Origin of the sequence: Streptomyces purpurascens (genome assembly GCF_045040895.1) — a bacterium.
Lineage (GTDB): Bacteria > Actinomycetota > Actinomycetes > Streptomycetales > Streptomycetaceae > Streptomyces > Streptomyces purpurascens.
Window position 1 is genome coordinate 5,215,340 of the sequence record NZ_CP108341.1, and the last position, 15,878, is coordinate 5,231,217.

The 15,878-nt window shown below is 70.0% G+C and carries 20 protein-coding genes; 13 read left to right on the forward strand and 7 right to left on the reverse strand.

The window, feature by feature from the left end:
- Window positions 1–42: 42 nt before the first annotated feature.
- Window positions 43–675 (reverse strand): LysE family translocator, encoded by a 633-nt coding sequence (locus OHU35_RS23755; RefSeq protein WP_189725800.1) that lies wholly within the window; start codon window positions 673–675, stop codon window positions 43–45.
- Window positions 676–789: 114 nt separating this feature from the next.
- On the opposite strand from OHU35_RS23755, the gene OHU35_RS23760 reads away from it, so the two are divergent.
- A complete protein-coding gene (locus OHU35_RS23760; protein WP_405506778.1) occupies window positions 790–1,902 on the forward strand; it encodes a DUF2786 domain-containing protein in 1,113 nt (370 codons plus the stop codon).
- A 7-nt stretch (window positions 1,903–1,909) separates the two neighbouring features.
- On the opposite strand, the gene OHU35_RS23765 is transcribed toward OHU35_RS23760, so the two are convergent.
- The 4 genes from OHU35_RS23765 to rpmB all read right to left on the reverse strand — a co-directional run bounded on the left by OHU35_RS23765 (window position 1,910) and on the right by rpmB (window position 3,816).
- Window positions 1,910–2,452 (reverse strand): DUF4232 domain-containing protein, encoded by a 543-nt coding sequence (locus tag OHU35_RS23765; protein WP_189725802.1) that lies wholly within the window; start codon window positions 2,450–2,452, stop codon window positions 1,910–1,912.
- A gap of 105 nt (window positions 2,453–2,557) precedes the next feature.
- Entirely contained in the window at window positions 2,558–3,094 is a 537-nt protein-coding gene (locus OHU35_RS23770; RefSeq protein ID WP_405506780.1) for a hypothetical protein, read from the reverse strand.
- A gap of 180 nt (window positions 3,095–3,274) precedes the next feature.
- Window positions 3,275–3,580, reverse strand: coding sequence for a 30S ribosomal protein S14 (gene rpsN / locus OHU35_RS23775; protein WP_189725804.1), 306 nt, complete (start codon window positions 3,578–3,580; stop codon window positions 3,275–3,277).
- A complete protein-coding gene (gene rpmB / locus OHU35_RS23780; RefSeq protein WP_184594657.1) occupies window positions 3,580–3,816 on the reverse strand; it encodes a 50S ribosomal protein L28 in 237 nt (78 codons plus the stop codon). The genes rpsN and rpmB overlap by 1 nt, the downstream gene beginning before the upstream one ends.
- Before the next feature lie 64 nt (window positions 3,817–3,880).
- Here rpmB and rpmG point away from each other — a divergent pair, with 64 nt between their 5' ends.
- The 5 genes from rpmG (at window position 3,881) to OHU35_RS23805 (ending at window position 6,601) form a co-directional block, all read left to right on the forward strand.
- Window positions 3,881–4,045: a 50S ribosomal protein L33 gene (gene rpmG / locus OHU35_RS23785; protein ID WP_030846000.1), complete on the forward strand. Its 165-nt coding sequence runs from the start codon at window positions 3,881–3,883 to the stop codon at window positions 4,043–4,045.
- Window positions 4,046–4,048: 3 nt separating this feature from the next.
- Entirely contained in the window at window positions 4,049–4,306 is a 258-nt protein-coding gene (locus OHU35_RS23790; protein ID WP_189725805.1) for a type B 50S ribosomal protein L31, read from the forward strand.
- 3 nt (window positions 4,307–4,309) lie between these two features.
- Complete coding sequence (locus OHU35_RS23795) at window positions 4,310–5,542, forward strand: GTP-binding protein (protein WP_229873084.1); 1,233 nt, start codon at window positions 4,310–4,312, stop codon at window positions 5,540–5,542.
- Window positions 5,543–5,548: 6 nt separating this feature from the next.
- Window positions 5,549–5,785 carry a 30S ribosomal protein S18 gene (gene rpsR / locus OHU35_RS23800; protein WP_189725806.1) on the forward strand — a complete coding sequence of 79 codons (237 nt, stop codon included), beginning with the start codon at window positions 5,549–5,551 and terminating at the stop codon, window positions 5,783–5,785.
- A gap of 597 nt (window positions 5,786–6,382) precedes the next feature.
- Window positions 6,383–6,601, forward strand: a complete 219-nt coding sequence (locus OHU35_RS23805) for a DUF397 domain-containing protein (protein ID WP_229873094.1) — start codon at window positions 6,383–6,385, stop codon at window positions 6,599–6,601.
- Between the two features lie 93 nt (window positions 6,602–6,694).
- Here the strand turns inward: OHU35_RS23805 and OHU35_RS23810 are convergent, their stop codons facing one another.
- The gene (locus tag OHU35_RS23810; RefSeq protein WP_189725808.1) at window positions 6,695–7,198 is read right to left on the reverse strand and encodes an ATP-binding protein; all 504 of its coding nucleotides are present in this window, start codon (window positions 7,196–7,198) and stop codon (window positions 6,695–6,697) included.
- Window positions 7,199–7,541: 343 nt separating this feature from the next.
- On the opposite strand from OHU35_RS23810, the gene OHU35_RS23815 reads away from it, so the two are divergent.
- From OHU35_RS23815 to OHU35_RS23835, 5 genes are all read left to right on the forward strand, one after another.
- The gene (locus OHU35_RS23815) at window positions 7,542–8,366 is read left to right on the forward strand and encodes a helix-turn-helix transcriptional regulator (RefSeq protein ID WP_189725931.1); all 825 of its coding nucleotides are present in this window, start codon (window positions 7,542–7,544) and stop codon (window positions 8,364–8,366) included.
- 95 nt (window positions 8,367–8,461) lie between these two features.
- The gene (locus OHU35_RS23820; RefSeq protein ID WP_189725809.1) at window positions 8,462–9,925 is read left to right on the forward strand and encodes an aldehyde dehydrogenase family protein; all 1,464 of its coding nucleotides are present in this window, start codon (window positions 8,462–8,464) and stop codon (window positions 9,923–9,925) included.
- A gap of 269 nt (window positions 9,926–10,194) precedes the next feature.
- Window positions 10,195–10,644 carry a nitroreductase family deazaflavin-dependent oxidoreductase gene (locus OHU35_RS23825; protein ID WP_189725810.1) on the forward strand — a complete coding sequence of 150 codons (450 nt, stop codon included), beginning with the start codon at window positions 10,195–10,197 and terminating at the stop codon, window positions 10,642–10,644.
- Between the two features lie 184 nt (window positions 10,645–10,828).
- Window positions 10,829–12,439, forward strand: a complete 1,611-nt coding sequence (locus OHU35_RS23830) for an FAD-binding oxidoreductase (protein WP_189725811.1) — start codon at window positions 10,829–10,831, stop codon at window positions 12,437–12,439.
- 26 nt (window positions 12,440–12,465) lie between these two features.
- The gene (locus tag OHU35_RS23835; RefSeq protein WP_189725812.1) at window positions 12,466–13,320 is read left to right on the forward strand and encodes an aldo/keto reductase; all 855 of its coding nucleotides are present in this window, start codon (window positions 12,466–12,468) and stop codon (window positions 13,318–13,320) included.
- Between the two features lie 62 nt (window positions 13,321–13,382).
- On the opposite strand, the gene rfbA is transcribed toward OHU35_RS23835, so the two are convergent.
- On the reverse strand, window positions 13,383–14,258 hold the full coding sequence (gene rfbA / locus OHU35_RS23840; protein ID WP_189725813.1) for a glucose-1-phosphate thymidylyltransferase RfbA: 876 nt from the start codon (window positions 14,256–14,258) through the stop codon (window positions 13,383–13,385).
- A 286-nt stretch (window positions 14,259–14,544) separates the two neighbouring features.
- Here rfbA and OHU35_RS23845 point away from each other — a divergent pair, with 286 nt between their 5' ends.
- Window positions 14,545–14,799, forward strand: coding sequence for an acyl carrier protein (locus OHU35_RS23845; protein WP_031103832.1), 255 nt, complete (start codon window positions 14,545–14,547; stop codon window positions 14,797–14,799).
- A gap of 268 nt (window positions 14,800–15,067) precedes the next feature.
- Window positions 15,068–15,838, forward strand: coding sequence for an AfsR/SARP family transcriptional regulator (locus OHU35_RS23850; RefSeq protein ID WP_184594679.1), 771 nt, complete (start codon window positions 15,068–15,070; stop codon window positions 15,836–15,838).
- Window positions 15,839–15,878 lie beyond the last annotated feature (40 nt).

Sequence of the window (15,878 nt, forward strand, 5' to 3'; positions counted from 1 at the left end):
GGGGTGTCAACCGAAAGTTGACACTCGCCGCGCTTGCGTCGGCTACTTCGGCGAGGTCGCCACCAACCGCACCGCCAGCCCCGTGAACACCGTCCCGGAGACGATGTTCAGCCAGCGGTTCACCCGGGCGCTGCGCCTGAGGAAGGACGCCAGCCGCCCGGAGACCAGGCCGACGCTGCCGTCCCACAGGAAGCCCATCACGACGAGCGTGACGCCGAGCAGCAGCAACTGGCCCCGGACATGGCCGAGCGACGGGTCCACGAACTGCGGCAGGAACGCCACGTTGAAGAGGATCACCTTCGGGTTGAGCAGGTTGGTGATCGCGCCCTGCCAGAACGCCCGCCGCATCCCGGGCCCCACGGTGCCGGTTCCCTCCTCGCCCGGCACCGACCGGTCGCGGAACGCCTTCACCGCCAGATAGAGCAGATAGGCCGCGCCCGCCCAGCGCAGCACGTGGTACAGCGTCGGCAGCGCCGTGAACAGGGCCGACAGTCCGAGAGCCGCCGCGACCGCGTGCACGAGCATCGCGCATGCCACCCCGAACGCGGCCATCACCCCGGCGGCGGGCCCGCCCCGTCCGCCCATCGCCACGATGAACATCAGGTCGGGACCGGGAGTGATGCAGAGCGCGAAGGCGGCGACGAGGAACGCCGCGTACAGAGACATGTCCACCATGCGGGCCATGCTCGAATCCCCGCCGGGCGAGGGCGACCGAATTCCGGGGAGTGAGACGTACGAGGCCGTGGGTGCGGTGCCGGGCGGTCCGGGACGGCGTGGCACCATCGGCCCGTGAGTACGTCCCCCATCGTCGACCGCGCGTTCGAAGCGGCCCTGTACGCGACCGGCGAGACGGCCCTCGACACCGGCGCGTCCCTGCTCGCCTCCGACCCGGCGGCGGATACCGAACTCGCCCGGCGCGGGGAGGAGTTCGTGGCGGCGTCCTGGCGGCGCGGCTGGCAGCCGGCCGACGTCGTACGGATCGTCCGGAGCGAGCTGGAGGACGTGCACCTGCTCCTGGTGGCCGCGCTGATCCGCGCGCAGGCACCCGGCGACCGTCCCCGCGGCCGCCGCTGGAGCGCGCAGCTCGCGGAACTCCCCGCCGACGCCCCGCCCCGCACCGACCGCTTCTCGCACGCCACCGCCGTGCTGGAGCTGTACCGCCTGCTGCTGCGGCTGCCCGCACTCGAGGCCCTCGACGAGGCGCCCGGGGAGGCGACCGGTGGGGCCAGGGCCGAGTCCCGCATGCTCACCCGCATCCGTGCCCTGCTCGCCAAGGCGGAGGCCACCGGGTTCCCGGAGGAGGCGGAGGCGCTCAGCGCCAAGGCGCAGGAGCTGATGGCCCGGCACAGCGTCGACGAGGCGCTGCTCGCGGCGCGGGCGCCCTCGCCCGACACCCCCGGCGCCTGCCGGATCGGTGTGGAACCGCCGTACGAGCAGGCCAAGGCGGTGCTGCTGGACGCCGTCGCCTCCGCCAACCACTGCCGGGCGGTGTGGAACGAACCCTTCGGCTTCTCCACCGTCGTCGGATTCGAAACGGACCTGGAGGCGGTCGAACTCCTCTACACCTCGCTCCTCGTGCAGGCCACGACCGCGATGACGAAGGCGGAGGCGGCCCAGCGCGCCGGGGGCCGCAAGCGCACCAAGACGTTCCGGCAGTCCTTCCTCGCGGCCTACGCCCACCGCATCGGCACCCGCCTGGCGGACGTGGCCCAGGCCCAGGTGACCGACGACCTGCTTCCGGTCCTCGCCTCCCGCGACGTCGCGGTCACCGGACGGCTGGACCGCATGTTCCCGGAGACGACCACGACCCGCCTGCGCGGGGTGCGCGACGCGGCGGGCTGGACCGAGGGCGCGCAGGCGGCGGACCGCGCCCAGGTCGGGCACCGGCCGCCGCTGCGCTGACCCGCCGTCAGTCGCCCGAGGACTCGAAGCCGCTCACCGAGGCCTCGGCCGCGCCGCTTTCCCCGTCCTTCCGGGCGACTTCTCCGTACGACCACGTCAGGGTGTGCGCGTCCTCGGTGGCGCCGGGCAGGGTGAAGGACGCCTTCCGCACGGGGAGACTCTTGGGCGATCCCGCCTCGCCCCGGACGTAGGTGAGGGTGAAGGACGTGGTGCCGCCCTTGCCGAGCGTGAGCGGCTGGGCCTTCACGCCCTGGTCCGGGGAGACGGACGTCGTGCTGTCGTCGGCCATCAGGTCCACGCCGGGGAAGCCCTTCAGCGTGCACTGCGCGCCCTTGTTCGTGAGCGTCACGGTGACGGTGCCGGTGTCCCCGGCGGCCGGGGCGGCGCCGGCCCCGACCTTCACGCCCATGTCGCCGAGCGCACAGGCCGAACCGGTCGGCCGGTCCGCGTTCTTGACGTCGTCGGCGCCGGCCCCGTCGTCGTCGCAGGCGGTCAGCAGGAGCGTCCCGGCGAGGGCGGCGGCCAGGGCGAGGGGAGGAAGGGTGCGCATGGGGACCTCTGGTGCGTGATGGCGGTGAGCGGTTCCGATGGAGGGATCATCTCGGACAGACGGACCATCACGCACCCGGGCAGGCCGCCCGACGGAGTCGCACTCCTACCCGAGGCCCGCCGTGGGCAGCCCGGTCGGCAGCTTGCCGCCCTCGGTCTTGGTGTAGGTCTCCGTGCCGAGGCCGCCCTCCCAGGTGACCTTCAGGCTGCCCTTCTTCAGGGAGTCGACCATGCCGGTCGTCCGGTCCTTGCTGCCGTCCGTGCACTTCAGGCGGATCATCCGCATCCCGGACTCCTCGCCGGCGGTGCCGCTGCACACGCTCCCGCCGGTGGCGAAGAGCGCGGCCTGCTTGCCGGTGATCACCAGGGCCACGGCCTTGCCGCCGGTCGTCGCGAGCCAGCTGCCCGCCAGCGTGTCGGAGCCGGAGCCGGAGCCGGAGCCTGAACCGGAGTCGCCCGAACCGCCGCCGGTGCCGGCGGACGCCGAGGCGGACGGGGCCGGGCTGGACGCGGAGTCGTCCCCGGAGTCGCCGTCACTGCTGCACGCGGTCAGCGCGAGCGCGCCCGCCAGGCCCGCGGCCACCGCCACGACCCGCAGCCGTCGACGCGCTCCCGTGCGACGCGAGAAGATCACCGAAGTCACTGCAAGCCCCCAAGCTGTTGCCGGCCGACCCGGACGGAACCGGCCGACCCTGTGCCGGAACGACCGAAGCAAGCTACCAGGGCCCGTCAAGAGCCTCGGGGGACGACCCCGCTCGGCTTCTTACCGGGACGGCCGGGCCACGGAGCGGGCCCCCCGCGCCTCGCTACGCCTCACTCCGTCTCACCACGACGACTTCCTCACCCCCGGCAGATACCCCGCGTGCGCCTGCCCTCGCAGACTCACCCGGGACAGCCCGAACGCCCGGAAGTAGCCGCGCGGGCGCCCGTCCACCTGGTCGCGGTTGCGTACCCGCGTGGCGCTCGCGTCGCGGGGCTGCCTGCGCAGTTCCGCCTGCGCCGCCAGCCGTTCGGCCTCCGTCGACGACGGGCGCCGGACGATCTCCTTCAGCTCGGCGCGCCGGGCGGCGTACCGCGCGACGGTCTCCTGCCGCTGGTCGTTCTTCGCGATCTTGCTCTTCTTCGCCATCAGACCTTCACTCCCCGGGCGCGGATCCGGGCGACGGCGGCCTCGACTCCGATCGTGTCGACGGTCTTGATCGCCCTGGCGCTCAGCCGGAGGCGGACGTACCGGCCCTCACTCGGCAGCCAGTAGCGCTTGGACTGGATGTTGGGGTCGAACCGGCGTGAAGTGCGCCGGTGGGAGTGCGAGATGCGGTTGCCGAAGCCGGGCCGGGTGCCGGTCAGCATGCAGTGCGCGGACATGGTGGTGACGTACCTCTCTGACTCAGGAGATGTAAATGGAATTCATTTTCAGTAGTGTAGCGGCATGGCACGCAACGAACTCCGGCCGGTCATCAAACTCCGGTCCACCGCCGGGACCGGCTTCACCTACGTGACCCGCAAGAACCGCCGCAACGACCCGGACCGCATGACCCTGCGCAAGTTCGATCCGGTCGCCGGCCGCCACGTCGACTTCCGAGAGGAGCGCTGACCCATGCGCGAGGGACTCCACCCGGAGTACGGCCCGGTCGTCTTCCGCGACCGTGCCGCGAACTACGCCTTCCTCACCCGCTCGACGCTCTCGGGCACGACGAGCGAGAAGACGATCGAGTGGGAGGACGGCCACACCTACCCGGTCGTCGACGTCGAGATCTCCGACGCCAGCCACCCCTTCTACACCGGCACGGCCCGCGTCCTGGACACGGCGGGGCGCGTGGAGCGCTTCGAGCGCCGGTACGGAAAGAAGGGCTGACCGGTGACTGACCCTTCCGGTCCTTTCGGTCTTTCCGATCCCTCCGGTCTCTCCGTCGTGATCGTCGGCGGGCTGCACGCCGACGCCCGCAGGGCCGCCGTGGCACGGCTGCTCGCCGACGTGCCCGGCAGCGTCGCCCTCCACCACGACCTCGCCACGGCCGCGGCCGGCACGGTCGTACGGACCGTCCGGGACGCCACCGGCGTCCTCGACGCGGGGGAGGCGCCGCTCGTCAACGACTGCGCCTGCTGCGCCCTGCGCGAGGACCTGGTCCCGGAGCTGGAGCGGCTCGCCGACGCCGGGCGGACGCCGCTGGCCGTCGTCGAGCTGTGGGACTCCGTCGAGCCCAAGGCGATGGCCGAGGTGGTCACGGCCGGCGGGCTCACCGTCACCGGCGTGCTCACCGCCGTCGATCCAGCCCTGGTTTTGCCGTACCTCGGCAACGGCGACGACCTGGCCGACGGCGGTCTCGCCGCCGCCGCGACCGACCAGCGCACGGTCGCCGACACCTTCGCACGCCAGCTGGAGTACGCCCCCGTCCTCGCGGTCGCCGCGTCCCCGGAGGCCGACGACGAGGACCGCGAGCTGCTCGCCCAGCTGCACCCGACGGCCCGCCAGGTCCCGATCGGCCACGGCGACCCGGCGGGCCCGCCGGCCGACGACGGCCTGACGGTCCCGGCCCCGCGCCGGCGCCCGGTGTCGCCGCTGGCCGAGGCGGCCCTGGCCGGCTTCGACGTGGAGGCCGCGGCGGCCGCCCAGCACCCGGCCTGCGCCCTGCTGCCCGCCGAGGCCGACGCGCACGGCGTCTCCACCCTGGTCTGGCACCGGAGCCGCCCCTTCCACCCCGAGCGGCTCTACGCCGCCCTGGAGGACCTGACCTGCGCGGCGGCCCGCAGCCGGGGCCGGTTCTGGCTCGCCGACAAGCCCGACACGCTGTTCCACTGGGACGCGGCGGGCGGAGCCCTCTGCGTGGAGAGCGCGGGGCCCTGGCTGGCATCCCTGCCGGACGCGGCCTGGGAGATGGTCCCGCCGGTGCGCCGCGCCGCCGCCGCACTGGACTGGCACCCCGAGCACGGCGACCGCGGCCAGCACCTCGTCTTCACCTCGCCCGGCCTCGACCGGGACGGGCTGGAGGAGCTGCTGGAGTCCTGCCTGCTGACCGACGCCGAGTACGCCGCCGGGCGCGACGCCTGGCAGCGGCTGCCCCACGCATTCGACACCCTCCTGGAGGTCTGATCCCGCATGCCTCGCACGTTCGACCGCAAGCCGCCGGCCAAGAACCGTCCCAATCCGCTGGACCAGGCCGGGATCACGTACATCGACTACAAGGACACCGACCTGCTGCGGAAGTTCGTCTCCGACCGCGGCAAGATCCGCAGCCGCCGTGTCACCCGGGTGTCGGCGCAGCAGCAGCGGCAGCTGGCCAAGGCGATCAAGAACGCGCGCGAGATGGCGCTGCTGCCGTACGCCTCCCGCTGAGAGGATCCGGCCCGGGTGAGGTTCCCCACGCTTGACGCGTGGGGGACCTCATGCCTGCGTTCGGGGCCTTCACCAGGTGCACGCCGGGCGGACCGGCAGGGCCGCGTGGCCCACCGGGTGTCCGCCGATGGTGCGACCCGGACATCGGCCCGCAGGACGACGTCCCGGTCCTGCGAGCGGCCCATTTTTCCCCGGCCCCGCAGGTCACGGTCGTCTTCCGCATCGAGCCCGGCCCGCCCTGCCGCGGCCCCCGGCCCGTGCGCCGCCAGCTCCCTCTTCTCCGTCACGGTCCCCGCCCGTTCCCTCGCCCCCGCCGCCGAGCGGATGCTCCGCCTCCACCGGACCTCCGCCGAACCCGCCGACTTCCCCGTCGGCCTCCGGGAACGCGCGACCGGGCAGGGCCGTCAAACAGGCAGGGCTTCGGTAGAGCGGTCGCCAGAGCTGTAACCGCGGGACCACCCCGCGTGCACGTGCATCTGCTCATGCATCCGCACATGAACAGGGCTATGATCCGGGTCAGTTGACCACTGCATCAATGGCCACATAAGCCAGTGCACCACCGGGGAGCGACCTGTGGACCACGACGTGTACAACGGGATGGCGGCCGCCGGGCTGAACGGTGTGGCCTGGCAGAAGAGCCGGCACAGCAACTCGCAGGGCTCGTGCGTCGAGTTCGCCCGGCTCCCGGGCGGGGACGTGGCCGTACGCAACTCGCGCTTCCCCGACGGACCCGCGCTGGTCTACACCCGCGCGGAGATCGAGGCGATGCTGCTGGGTGTGAAGGACGGCGAGTTCGACCACCTGGTGGGTGGCTGACGAACCGGCGGGCCCCCTACAAACCGGGGGTAATCGGAAATCCACGCGCTGTAACGCGCGTAGAACCGCGGCGCCAGGAAGCGCCGCGGTTTCTTATTCGCTGCCGGGGCGCGGCAGCCGGAACAGCGCCCAGACCACCTTGCCGCTGAGCGCGCCCGCGAGCGGGTGCCAGCCCCAGCTGTCGCTGAAGGAGTCGACGAGGAACAGCCCGCGGCCGGACTCGGCCGAGAAGTCGTCGGTCTCCCGGGCGACGGGGCTGTCGTGACTGGGGTCGCGTACCGCGCACACCAGACGCTCGGTCCAGCGCATCAGGTGCAGCCGCACCGGAGGCTCCCGGTCCGCGGCGCACGCGGTGTCGGCCGGCAGGCCGTGCCGCAGGGCGTTGGTGACGAGCTCCGAGACCACCAGACAGACGTCGTCGAAGCGGTCGCCCATGTCCCACTGGTCGAGGGTTCCGCGGGTGAACCGCCGTGCGTCGCGCACCGCTTCGTAGCGAGCGGGCAGAGCGCAGGAGGCGGCGTCGGACACGGCCGCTGGATCAAGCGGCGGAAGGCCCTGCCGTAACGGCTCGAGCATGGTTGATCCATTCGTCCCCATGCGAGGCACTCCCGGGAATTCGCGGTCGGTGCGATGCGGCGGTGGTGCGGGACCATGGTTTCGGATGCGTTCAGCAGATGCAAGGGCAGATGCACGTGCACGTGACCGGAATGAGCCGTCCCGTACCGCTTGTTGGTCAATTTTTCCGTCATCTTCGCGTCTCTCTCAGGCCGTTCGCATGCCTCCTTCTTGCATTCACGCGCGTGCGTCCTCCGATGCGATTCCGTTTCCGTAACCGGACGAGTACTGCTCGGAGTGTTTTAGTGGCAGACTTCGGCCCCTGAAGACGTTGGGGAGGCTGGCGAACGTGAGCGCGGGAGAGCCGGGATCGGTGGTGCGGCGCATGCTGCTCGGATCACAACTCAGGCGTCTGCGTGAGGCGCGGGGCATCACGCGCGAGGCGGCGGGCTACTCGATCCGCGCCTCCGAGTCGAAGATCAGCCGGATGGAGCTGGGCCGGGTGAGCTTCAAGACCAGGGACGTCGAGGACCTGCTCACGCTGTACGGCATCACGGACGAGCAGGAGCGCGCCTCCCTGCTGTCCCTGGCCAAGGAGGCCAATGTCGCGGGCTGGTGGCACAGCTACTCGGACGTGCTGCCCAGCTGGTTCCCGACCTACGTCGGCCTGGAGGGCGCGGCGTCGCTGATCCGGGCGTACGAGGTGCAGTTCGTGCACGGCCTGCTGCAGACCGAGGCGTACGCGCACGCGGTGGTCCGGCGGGGCATGCAGGGCGCGAGCGAGGCCGATGTCGAACGGCGGGTGGCGCTGCGTCTGGAGCGGCAGAAGTACCTCGTCGACGAGCGGGCGCCCGACTTCCACATCATCCTGGACGAGGCCGCCCTGCGCCGTCCGTACGGCGACCGCGAGGTGATGCGCGGTCAGCTCCAGCACCTCATCGAGATCTCCGAGCGGCCCAATGTGCGGCTCCAGGTCATGCCGTTCAGCCTCGGCGGCCACTCCGGCGAAAGTGGCGCGTTCACGATCCTCAGCTTCCCGGAGTCCGACCTCTCGGACGTCGTCTATCTGGAGCAGCTCACCAGCGCGCTGTACCTCGACAAGGCCGAGGACGTCGCCCAGTACGAGAAGGCGCTCAAGGAACTCCAGAGCGACAGCCCGGGCCCTTCGGAGAGCCGGGATCTTCTCCGAGGACTCCTCCAGCTCTCCTGAAGGGCTCCTCCAACTCTCCTAAAACAGAAGTACGATGACGTGTGATCAGATCGTGAAGGCGCGATCAGAGGTCTGCTTAGGGATCGAGGGATCACATGTCGTCGTCCTACTTCACCGACCTTGCACAGCAGTACATCGACGGTGAGTGGCGCCCGGGTACCGGCTCCTGGGACATCATCGACTTCAACCCGTACGACGACGAGAAGCTCGCGTCGATCACCATAGCCACGGCCGACGAGGTCGATCAGGCGTACCTGGCCGCGGCCCGTGCCCAGAAGCAGTGGGCGGCGACCAACCCGTACGCCCGCCGCGCCGTCTTCGAGAAGGCCCTTCGGCTGATCGAGGAGCGCGAGGCGGAGATCTCCGAGGCCATCATCGCCGAGCTCGGCGGCACCCGTCTGAAGGCCGCCTTCGAGCTGCACCTCGCCAAGGAGTTCCTGCGCGAGGCGGTCCACCTGGCGCTGCGTCCCGAGGGCCGGATCATCCCCTCGCCGGTGGACGGCAAGGAGAACCGCGTCTACCGCGTGCCGGTCGGCGTCGTGGGTGTGATCAGCCCCTTCAACTTCCCGTTCCTGCTGTCGATCAAGTCGGTCGCCCCGGCGCTCGCGCTCGGCAACGCCGTGGTGCTCAAGCCGCACCAGAACACGCCGGTCGTCGGCGGCTCCCTGGTCGCGAAGATCTTCGAGGACGCGGGGCTGCCCGGCGGTCTGCTGAACGTCGTCATCACCGACATCGCGGAGATCGGCGACGCCTTCATCGAGCACCCGGTCCCCAAGGTCATCTCCTTCACCGGCTCCGACACGGTCGGCCGGCACGTGGCGACCGTCTGCGCCCGGCTGTTCAAGCGCTCGGTCCTCGAACTGGGCGGCAACAGCGCGCTGGTGGTCCTCGACGACGCCGACATCGACTACGCGGTCGACGCCGCCGTCTTCAGCCGGTACGTCCATCAGGGCCAGGTCTGCATGGCCGCCAACCGTGTCCTGGTCGACCGGTCGGTCGCGGACGAGTTCACCGAGAAGTTCGTCGCCAAGGTGAAGACCCTCAAGGCGGGCGACCCGCGTGACCCGGAGACCGTCATCGGCCCGGTCATCAACTCCTCGCAGGCGGACGCCGTCTCCGGCGTGGTCGAGCAGGCCCTCGCCGAGGGTGCCACGGCCCTGGTGCGCGGCGGGCGGACCGACAACCTCGTCGAGCCGTCCGTCCTGACCGGCGTCCCCGCCGACTCGGCCCTGCTGAAGCAGGAGGTCTTCGGCCCGGTCGCGTTCCTCGTCCCGTTCGACGGCGAGGAGGAGGCCGTACGCCTCGTCAACGACACGCCGTACGGCCTGAGTGGTGCCGTCCACACCGGGAACATCGAGCGGGGCGTCGCGTTCGCCAAGCAGATCGACACGGGCATGTTCCACGTGAACGACGGCACCGTCCACGACGAGCCGATCGTCCCCTTCGGCGGCGAGAAGCACTCGGGGATCGGCCGGCTGAACGGCGACACGATGCTGGACTCGTTCACCACGACCAAGTGGATCTCGGTGCAGCACGGCCGCAGCGGGTTCCCCTTCTAGAACACGTCTGCCGGAGCACGTCCGCGAGGCCCCGGCAGCCGGTCGAGGCTCACTCGAGGCGCGGTCGAGAGCGGGTGGCCGGTGTCCGGAACTCGTTGCGTGAGGCGGGTCCGGCCCAGCATGCTCGTACCGCGTCCGTCGGGGCTGCCAAAAGCAGTCGTACAGCGCAACTCCCCCTTGAACCAAGTGATTTGAGGGGAAGTACTGAGTGATACTCAAATTGGAGTATCCGGTGATACGTTGTGCCCACCGACGGACGGAGTGAGTGCATGCACGAACAGGACGAGGTGCTCGACAGCCCGACCGGCTGGGTCGCTACGCATGTGCGTCGATACGTGGCCAGCGAGGGTTCGAAGGGGCACATCTGGTACGGAAAGCCCACGCTGCTGCTGACCACACGGGGACGCAGCTCCGGGGCGCTGCGGCGGACCGGACTGATCTACGGGGAGGATCAGGGCAACTACGTCGTCGTCGGGTCCAACGGCGGATCCGACCACCATCCTCACTGGTACCTCAACCTGCTGGCGGAGCCGCGGGTGCGAGTGCAGGTGGCCGCGGACACGTTCGAGGCGGTCGCCAGGGAGGCGGAAGAGGGGGAACGGGATCGCCTGTGGGAGGCGATGACCGTGATTTTTCCGCAGTACAAGAGCTACCGGAAGAAGACCGACCGGAAGATCCCCGTCGTCGTGCTGGAGCCACAGGGGCCCGCACAAGGCTGACGGGTGTCCGACGCCTCCGGTGAGGAGGCGGCTACGGCGATGCTCGGGGGAGTGCGCGTCGGTCGAGGACCCGGTTCGACCCGGGTCCCGCGCGCGGACGGCAGGGGGCCGTGCCGTGAGGGGGGGACGCGTCATCGTGCCGTTCCACCCACTCGTTTCTCATCGAAGGGTTGGGTGTTGTGCCATGGGCGGATTCAGTCGTCGCGGATTTCTGAGAAGCACAGGGGCCGGTGCCGCGGCGGTCGCCACCACGGGGGCCGCCGCGGCACCGGCCGAGGCCGCACGGGCCAGGGCCACCGTGTGCGTGCCGGAGCCGCCGGTCACTACGGTCGCCGCCGCCGACCCCCGGTACGGCGAACTGGTCAGCAGGGGATTCAACGCCCGCTTCGTCGGGGCGCCGGACCTCGTGCACGTGGTCCACACGCCGAAGCAGATCGACCAGGTCGTCACGGACGCCGTGGCGGCCGGGAAGCGGATCGCGGTCCGCAGCGGCGGGCACTGCTTCGAGAACTTCGCCGACCACCGCGACGTCCGCGTGCTCATCGACACCTCGCCCATGCGCGCGGTCTACTTCGACAAGGAGCACCGGGCGTTCGCCGTGCAGCCCGCCGCCACCCTGGGCGAGGTCTACCGCACGCTGTTCTACGACTACGGCGTGACCCTGCCCGCCGGGGTCTGCCCCCAAGTCGGTGCCGGCGGGCATGTCGCCGGCGGCGGATACGGGCCGCTGACCCGTCGCGACGGCACGGTCGTCGACCATCTGTACGGCGTCGAGGTCGTCGTGGTGGACGCCTCCGGCAAGGCCCGCACCCTCACCGCCACCCGCGAGCGGGACGATCCCCACCACGATCTCTGGTGGGCGCACACCGGGGGCGGCGGCGGCAACTTCGGCATCGTCACCCGCTATCTGTTCCGTACGCCCGGGGCCTCGGGCGACGACCCCTCGGCGCTGCTGCCCAAGCCGCCCACCCGGCTCCGCTCCACCTTTGTGACCTGGTCGTGGGCCGATCTCGACCTGGCCAAGTTCACCCGGATCGTCACCAACTTCAGCCGGTGGTACGAGCAGAACCACACCGACGCCCGGTACGGCAGCCTCTACAGCACCCTGCACCTCAACACACACGCGATCGGCTCCATCTCCCTGGACATCCGCTTCGACGGCGGCCGCGCGGACGCCGCCGAACTGATCGAGCGGTATGTCACCGCCGTCAACGCGGGGACCGGCCTGGAGCCGGCCGTCGAGCACACCGACGACCTCTGGCTCCAGGCCACCCTCGGCGCGCGCTTCGACACCGGCGGGTACGACCGGCACAAGTCGAAGAGCGCCTACCTCAGGCGCGCCTGGACACCCGAGCGCATCAAGACCGTCCACAAGCACCTGACCGACCCCGCGTTCGAGGGCTGGGGCGCCGTCGACCTCTACTCGTACGGGGGGAAGGTCAACACCGTGGCGCCCGGGGCCACCGCCGTGCCCCAGCGTGACTCGATCCTCAAGGCGTGGTTCTCCGCCACCTGGATGGATCCGGGCCTCGACGACGTGCACCTGAACTGGATCCGCGAGCTGTACCGGGACGTGTTCCGCGACACCGGCGGCGTTCCCGTGCCGAACGACGACCACGACGGCTGCTACATCAACTATCCCGACACCGATCTGGCCGATCCGCGCTGGAACACCTCCGACGTTCCCTGGCACACCCTCTACTACAAGGACGGATACCGCCGCCTGCAGAAGGTCAAGGCGAAGTACGACCCCCGCGGCGTCTTCCAGCACCCGCTCTCCGTCCGGCTTCCCTGACCCCCGGCTGAAAGGAAACCGTCACCGTGCGACCCGGCCGAGCCGTCGGTACACACATCACCCTGGGAGGCGACCTCACCGTGGGCCGGCTCGGTTTCGGGGCGCTCCGGCTCACGGGCCCCCACCACTGGGGCCCGCCCACCCGGCCGGACAAGGCCGCCGAGGTGGCACGGTGCGCGGTCGAACTCGGCGCGACGTTCATCGACACCGCCGACGTCTACGGGCTCGGGGCCAACGAGGAACTCCTCGCGTCGGCGCTGCACCCCTACGCGCCGGGCCTGGTCGTCTCCACCAAGGCGGGTGAGGTCCGGCCCGGTCCCCATCAGTGGCGGGTGCTGGGCCGGCCCGACTACCTGCGCCAGCAGGCCGAGTTGAGCCTGCGCCGGCTGCGGCTCGAGCGCATCGAGCTCTTCCAGCTGCACCGGGTCGATCCCCAGGTGCCGCTGGAGGACCAGGTCGGGGCGCTGAAGCAGCTCCAGGACGAGGGGAAGATCCGCCACATCGGGCTCTCCGAGGTGACGGTGGAGCAGATCGAGCAGGCCCGGGGCGTGGCACGCGTCGTGAGCGTGCAGAACAAGTACAACCTCTACGACCGGCGTTACGAGAAGGAGCTGGACCACTGCGAGCGGGAGGGCATCGCCTTCATCGCCTGGAAGCCGCTCGCCGGTACGGCCCGGCCGGCGCCGGACAGTGCGCTCGCCCGGGTGGCCGCGCAGGCGGGGGCGACGACGACGCAGGTGGCGCTCGCCTGGCTGCTGCACCGCTCACCGGTCCTGCTGCCCATCCCGGGCACGGCCTCCCTGTCCCATCTGCGCGCCAACATGGCGTCGGCGGACATCACCCTCGACGACGAGCAGCTGACCCTGCTCGACGGGGAGTGAGAAGCCGGGGAGCGGCCGGGCCGGGGGCATCGTCCCCGTCCCGGCACGCGTCCCAGGGGCGGTCAGATGTTCAGTTCGCTCGCCACCGCCATCACGTACTCGCCGTACCCCGACCGGGACAGTTTCGCCCCGAGCCGGTGGCAGGCGTCGGCGTCGATGAAGCCCATGCGGAGGGCGACTTCCTCCAGGCAGGCGATCCGTACGCCCTGTCGGTCCTCGAGGGTCTGGACGTACTGGCCGGCCTGGAGCAGCGACTGCGGAGTGCCGGCGTCGAGCCAGGCGAATCCGCGGCCGAACGTGACGAGTTTCGCCCTGCCCTGTTCCAGATAGATCCGGTTGACGTCGGTGATTTCCAGTTCGCCGCGTGCCGACGGGCGTATTCCGCGAGCGATCTCCACGACGTCGTTGTCGTAGAGATAGAGCCCGGTGATGGCGAGATTCGATCGGGGCTTTTCGGGCTTCTCCTCCAGGGAGACGAGCCGGCCTGATTCGTCGACCTCGCCCACGCCGTAGCGCTCGGGATCGGTGACCGGATATCCGAAGAGGACACAGCCGTCGATGTCCCGGGAGTGCACGTCCAGGAGATCGTAGAAACCGTTTCCGTGGAAGATGTTGTCGCCCAGGACGAGGGCGACCGAGTCGTCGCCGATGTGCTCGGCGCCGGTGAGGAAGGCTTGCGCCAGTCCGTTGGGAACGGGCTGTTCGGCGTAGGTCAGGGAGATCCCCAGGTGGCTGCCGTCGCCCAGCAGTTGGCGCAGCTGGGGGATGTCGCCGGGCAGGGCGATGATGAGGATGTCCCGGACGTCGGCCAGCATCAGTGCCGAGAGAGGGTAGTAGATCAACGGCTTGTCGTTGACGGGAAGCAACTGCTTCGAAACAGCCAGGGTGATCGGGTGTAAACGGCTGCCGTAGCCGCCTGCCAGCACAATTCCTTTCACTGGCTCCTCCTTAGTCTGGGCATTCTCTGCGACAGTAGGCCGGAAGTCTCCCGACCGACAACAATCGCCCCGCCGATATCGACCGCGATGCGAGGTGAGGAGCCCCATGGTCACCTTCTGTTCAAGTCCGCTCGATCGGTTCTCGAGTCTGTTCCTTCTGAATCTGCATAGGGTGAACTTCGTGGCCGTAGCCGACCGCGGTGATGCAACATCAGCCCGGTAACCGATGCGTCGGCCGGCACCGAAGGAGCGAGAGGTATCGACCGCAAGGGGAGGAAGAACTGTCGTGGCGGCACTGACGAGCGAGAAACTCTTTGCCATCCTGCGTGAGTGCGCGGGGGAAGAGGAGTCCGTAACCAGCGCGGAAAACGCAGTTGACATGGAATTCACAGACCTCGGGTATGACTCGCTGGCCCTTCTGGAGACCGCGGCCCGGGTCTCGCGCGAGTACGACGTGGAGATCCCCGAAGAGGATCTTTCCGAGGTGACGACCCCCGCCGGGTTTCTGGCCGTCGTGAATACGCTGCTGAAGGTGGCCTGATTCGTTCGGCGGCACCCGCGCACCCGGGTCGTCTTGTTGATTGCGCAACCGGTTTGTTGCTCACGCAACGAAATTCCGGCGCTGACAGCGCTTTCCTTTCTGGCGACATTCCGTTTCTCCCTGTGGGGAACTTGTGAACCGCCTGAGGCGTTGATGCTCGGTAGACCAGTCTTTCTGCGATCTATGGGGGAACGTCGTGAAGCTGGGTGTTTTAGGCCCACTTTCCGTGCAGGTCGAGGGTGATCTGCACACTCCGAGCGCACCGAAGATGAGAAGCGTTCTGGCCACATTGCTGGTGCACGCCGACCAGGTGGTACCCGTGTCGTCACTGATACGCGAACTCTGGGACGAGGAGCCTCCGGTCAGCTGCCTGACCACGCTGCAGACCTACATCCTCAACCTGCGCAAGTTGCTGGCGTCCGCGACGGGAATGACCGCCCGTCAGGTCGCCTCCGAGATCCTCGTGACCCGGTCCGGCGGCTACCTCTTCCGGACCACCCAGGGGGATCTGGACGTCCACCGGTTCCATCAGCTCGTCTCGGACGGACGCCGGGCGCTGTCGTCGGGGGACGACAGCACCGCGCTGTCCACCCTCTCCAGCGCGCTGCAGCTGTGGCGCGGACCCGCGCTCGTGGACGTCGTCGCCGGCCGGATCCTCGAAGGGCGTCGCCAGCAGTTCGAGGAGTCCCGGCTGGTCGTCCTGGAGTACCTCGTCGACACCCAGCTGCGGCTCGGCATGTACCGCGAGGTGCTCACCGAGCTCGCGGCCCTGACGGCCGACAACCCGTACCACGAGGGCCTGCACGCCCAGTACATGCGGGCCCTCTACCTCAACGGCCGGCGGGCGCAGGCCCTGGAGCTCTTCCAGCGCCTGCGGGTCAACCTGGTGAACCATCTCGGCCTCGAACCCGGCCCGATGGCCCAGGAACTGCACCGTTCCATCCTCAACGCGGAGTCGATCGACGCGCAGGGCAACCTCCGCAGGCCCACCGGGGACATCGTGCGCATGTCGTCCTCCGGCGCGGTGCGCGTCTACTGACACCACGTGGAGCCCTGTCCGAGGGGTGGACCGGGCTCCA

Coding starts and splice junctions, on each gene's coding strand:
- OHU35_RS23815 (WP_189725931.1), top strand. CDS start 7,542: ATGCTGCTCGGATCACAACTCAGGCGTCTGCGTGAGGCGCGGGGCATC.
- rpsR (WP_189725806.1), top strand. CDS start 5,549: ATGCCTCGCACGTTCGACCGCAAGCCGCCGGCCAAGAACCGTCCCAAT.
- OHU35_RS23820 (WP_189725809.1), top strand. CDS start 8,462: ATGTCGTCGTCCTACTTCACCGACCTTGCACAGCAGTACATCGACGGT.
- OHU35_RS23830 (WP_189725811.1), top strand. CDS start 10,829: ATGGGCGGATTCAGTCGTCGCGGATTTCTGAGAAGCACAGGGGCCGGT.
- OHU35_RS23805 (WP_229873094.1), top strand. CDS start 6,383: ATGGCGGCCGCCGGGCTGAACGGTGTGGCCTGGCAGAAGAGCCGGCAC.
- OHU35_RS23790 (WP_189725805.1), top strand. CDS start 4,049: ATGCGCGAGGGACTCCACCCGGAGTACGGCCCGGTCGTCTTCCGCGAC.
- rpmG (WP_030846000.1), top strand. CDS start 3,881: ATGGCACGCAACGAACTCCGGCCGGTCATCAAACTCCGGTCCACCGCC.
- OHU35_RS23810 (WP_189725808.1), bottom strand. CDS start 7,198: ATGGGGACGAATGGATCAACCATGCTCGAGCCGTTACGGCAGGGCCTT.
- OHU35_RS23755 (WP_189725800.1), bottom strand. CDS start 675: ATGGTGGACATGTCTCTGTACGCGGCGTTCCTCGTCGCCGCCTTCGCG.
- OHU35_RS23850 (WP_184594679.1), top strand. CDS start 15,068: ATGAGAAGCGTTCTGGCCACATTGCTGGTGCACGCCGACCAGGTGGTA.
- OHU35_RS23765 (WP_189725802.1), bottom strand. CDS start 2,452: ATGCGCACCCTTCCTCCCCTCGCCCTGGCCGCCGCCCTCGCCGGGACG.
- rpmB (WP_184594657.1), bottom strand. CDS start 3,816: ATGTCCGCGCACTGCATGCTGACCGGCACCCGGCCCGGCTTCGGCAAC.
- rpsN (WP_189725804.1), bottom strand. CDS start 3,580: ATGGCGAAGAAGAGCAAGATCGCGAAGAACGACCAGCGGCAGGAGACC.
- OHU35_RS23825 (WP_189725810.1), top strand. CDS start 10,195: ATGCACGAACAGGACGAGGTGCTCGACAGCCCGACCGGCTGGGTCGCT.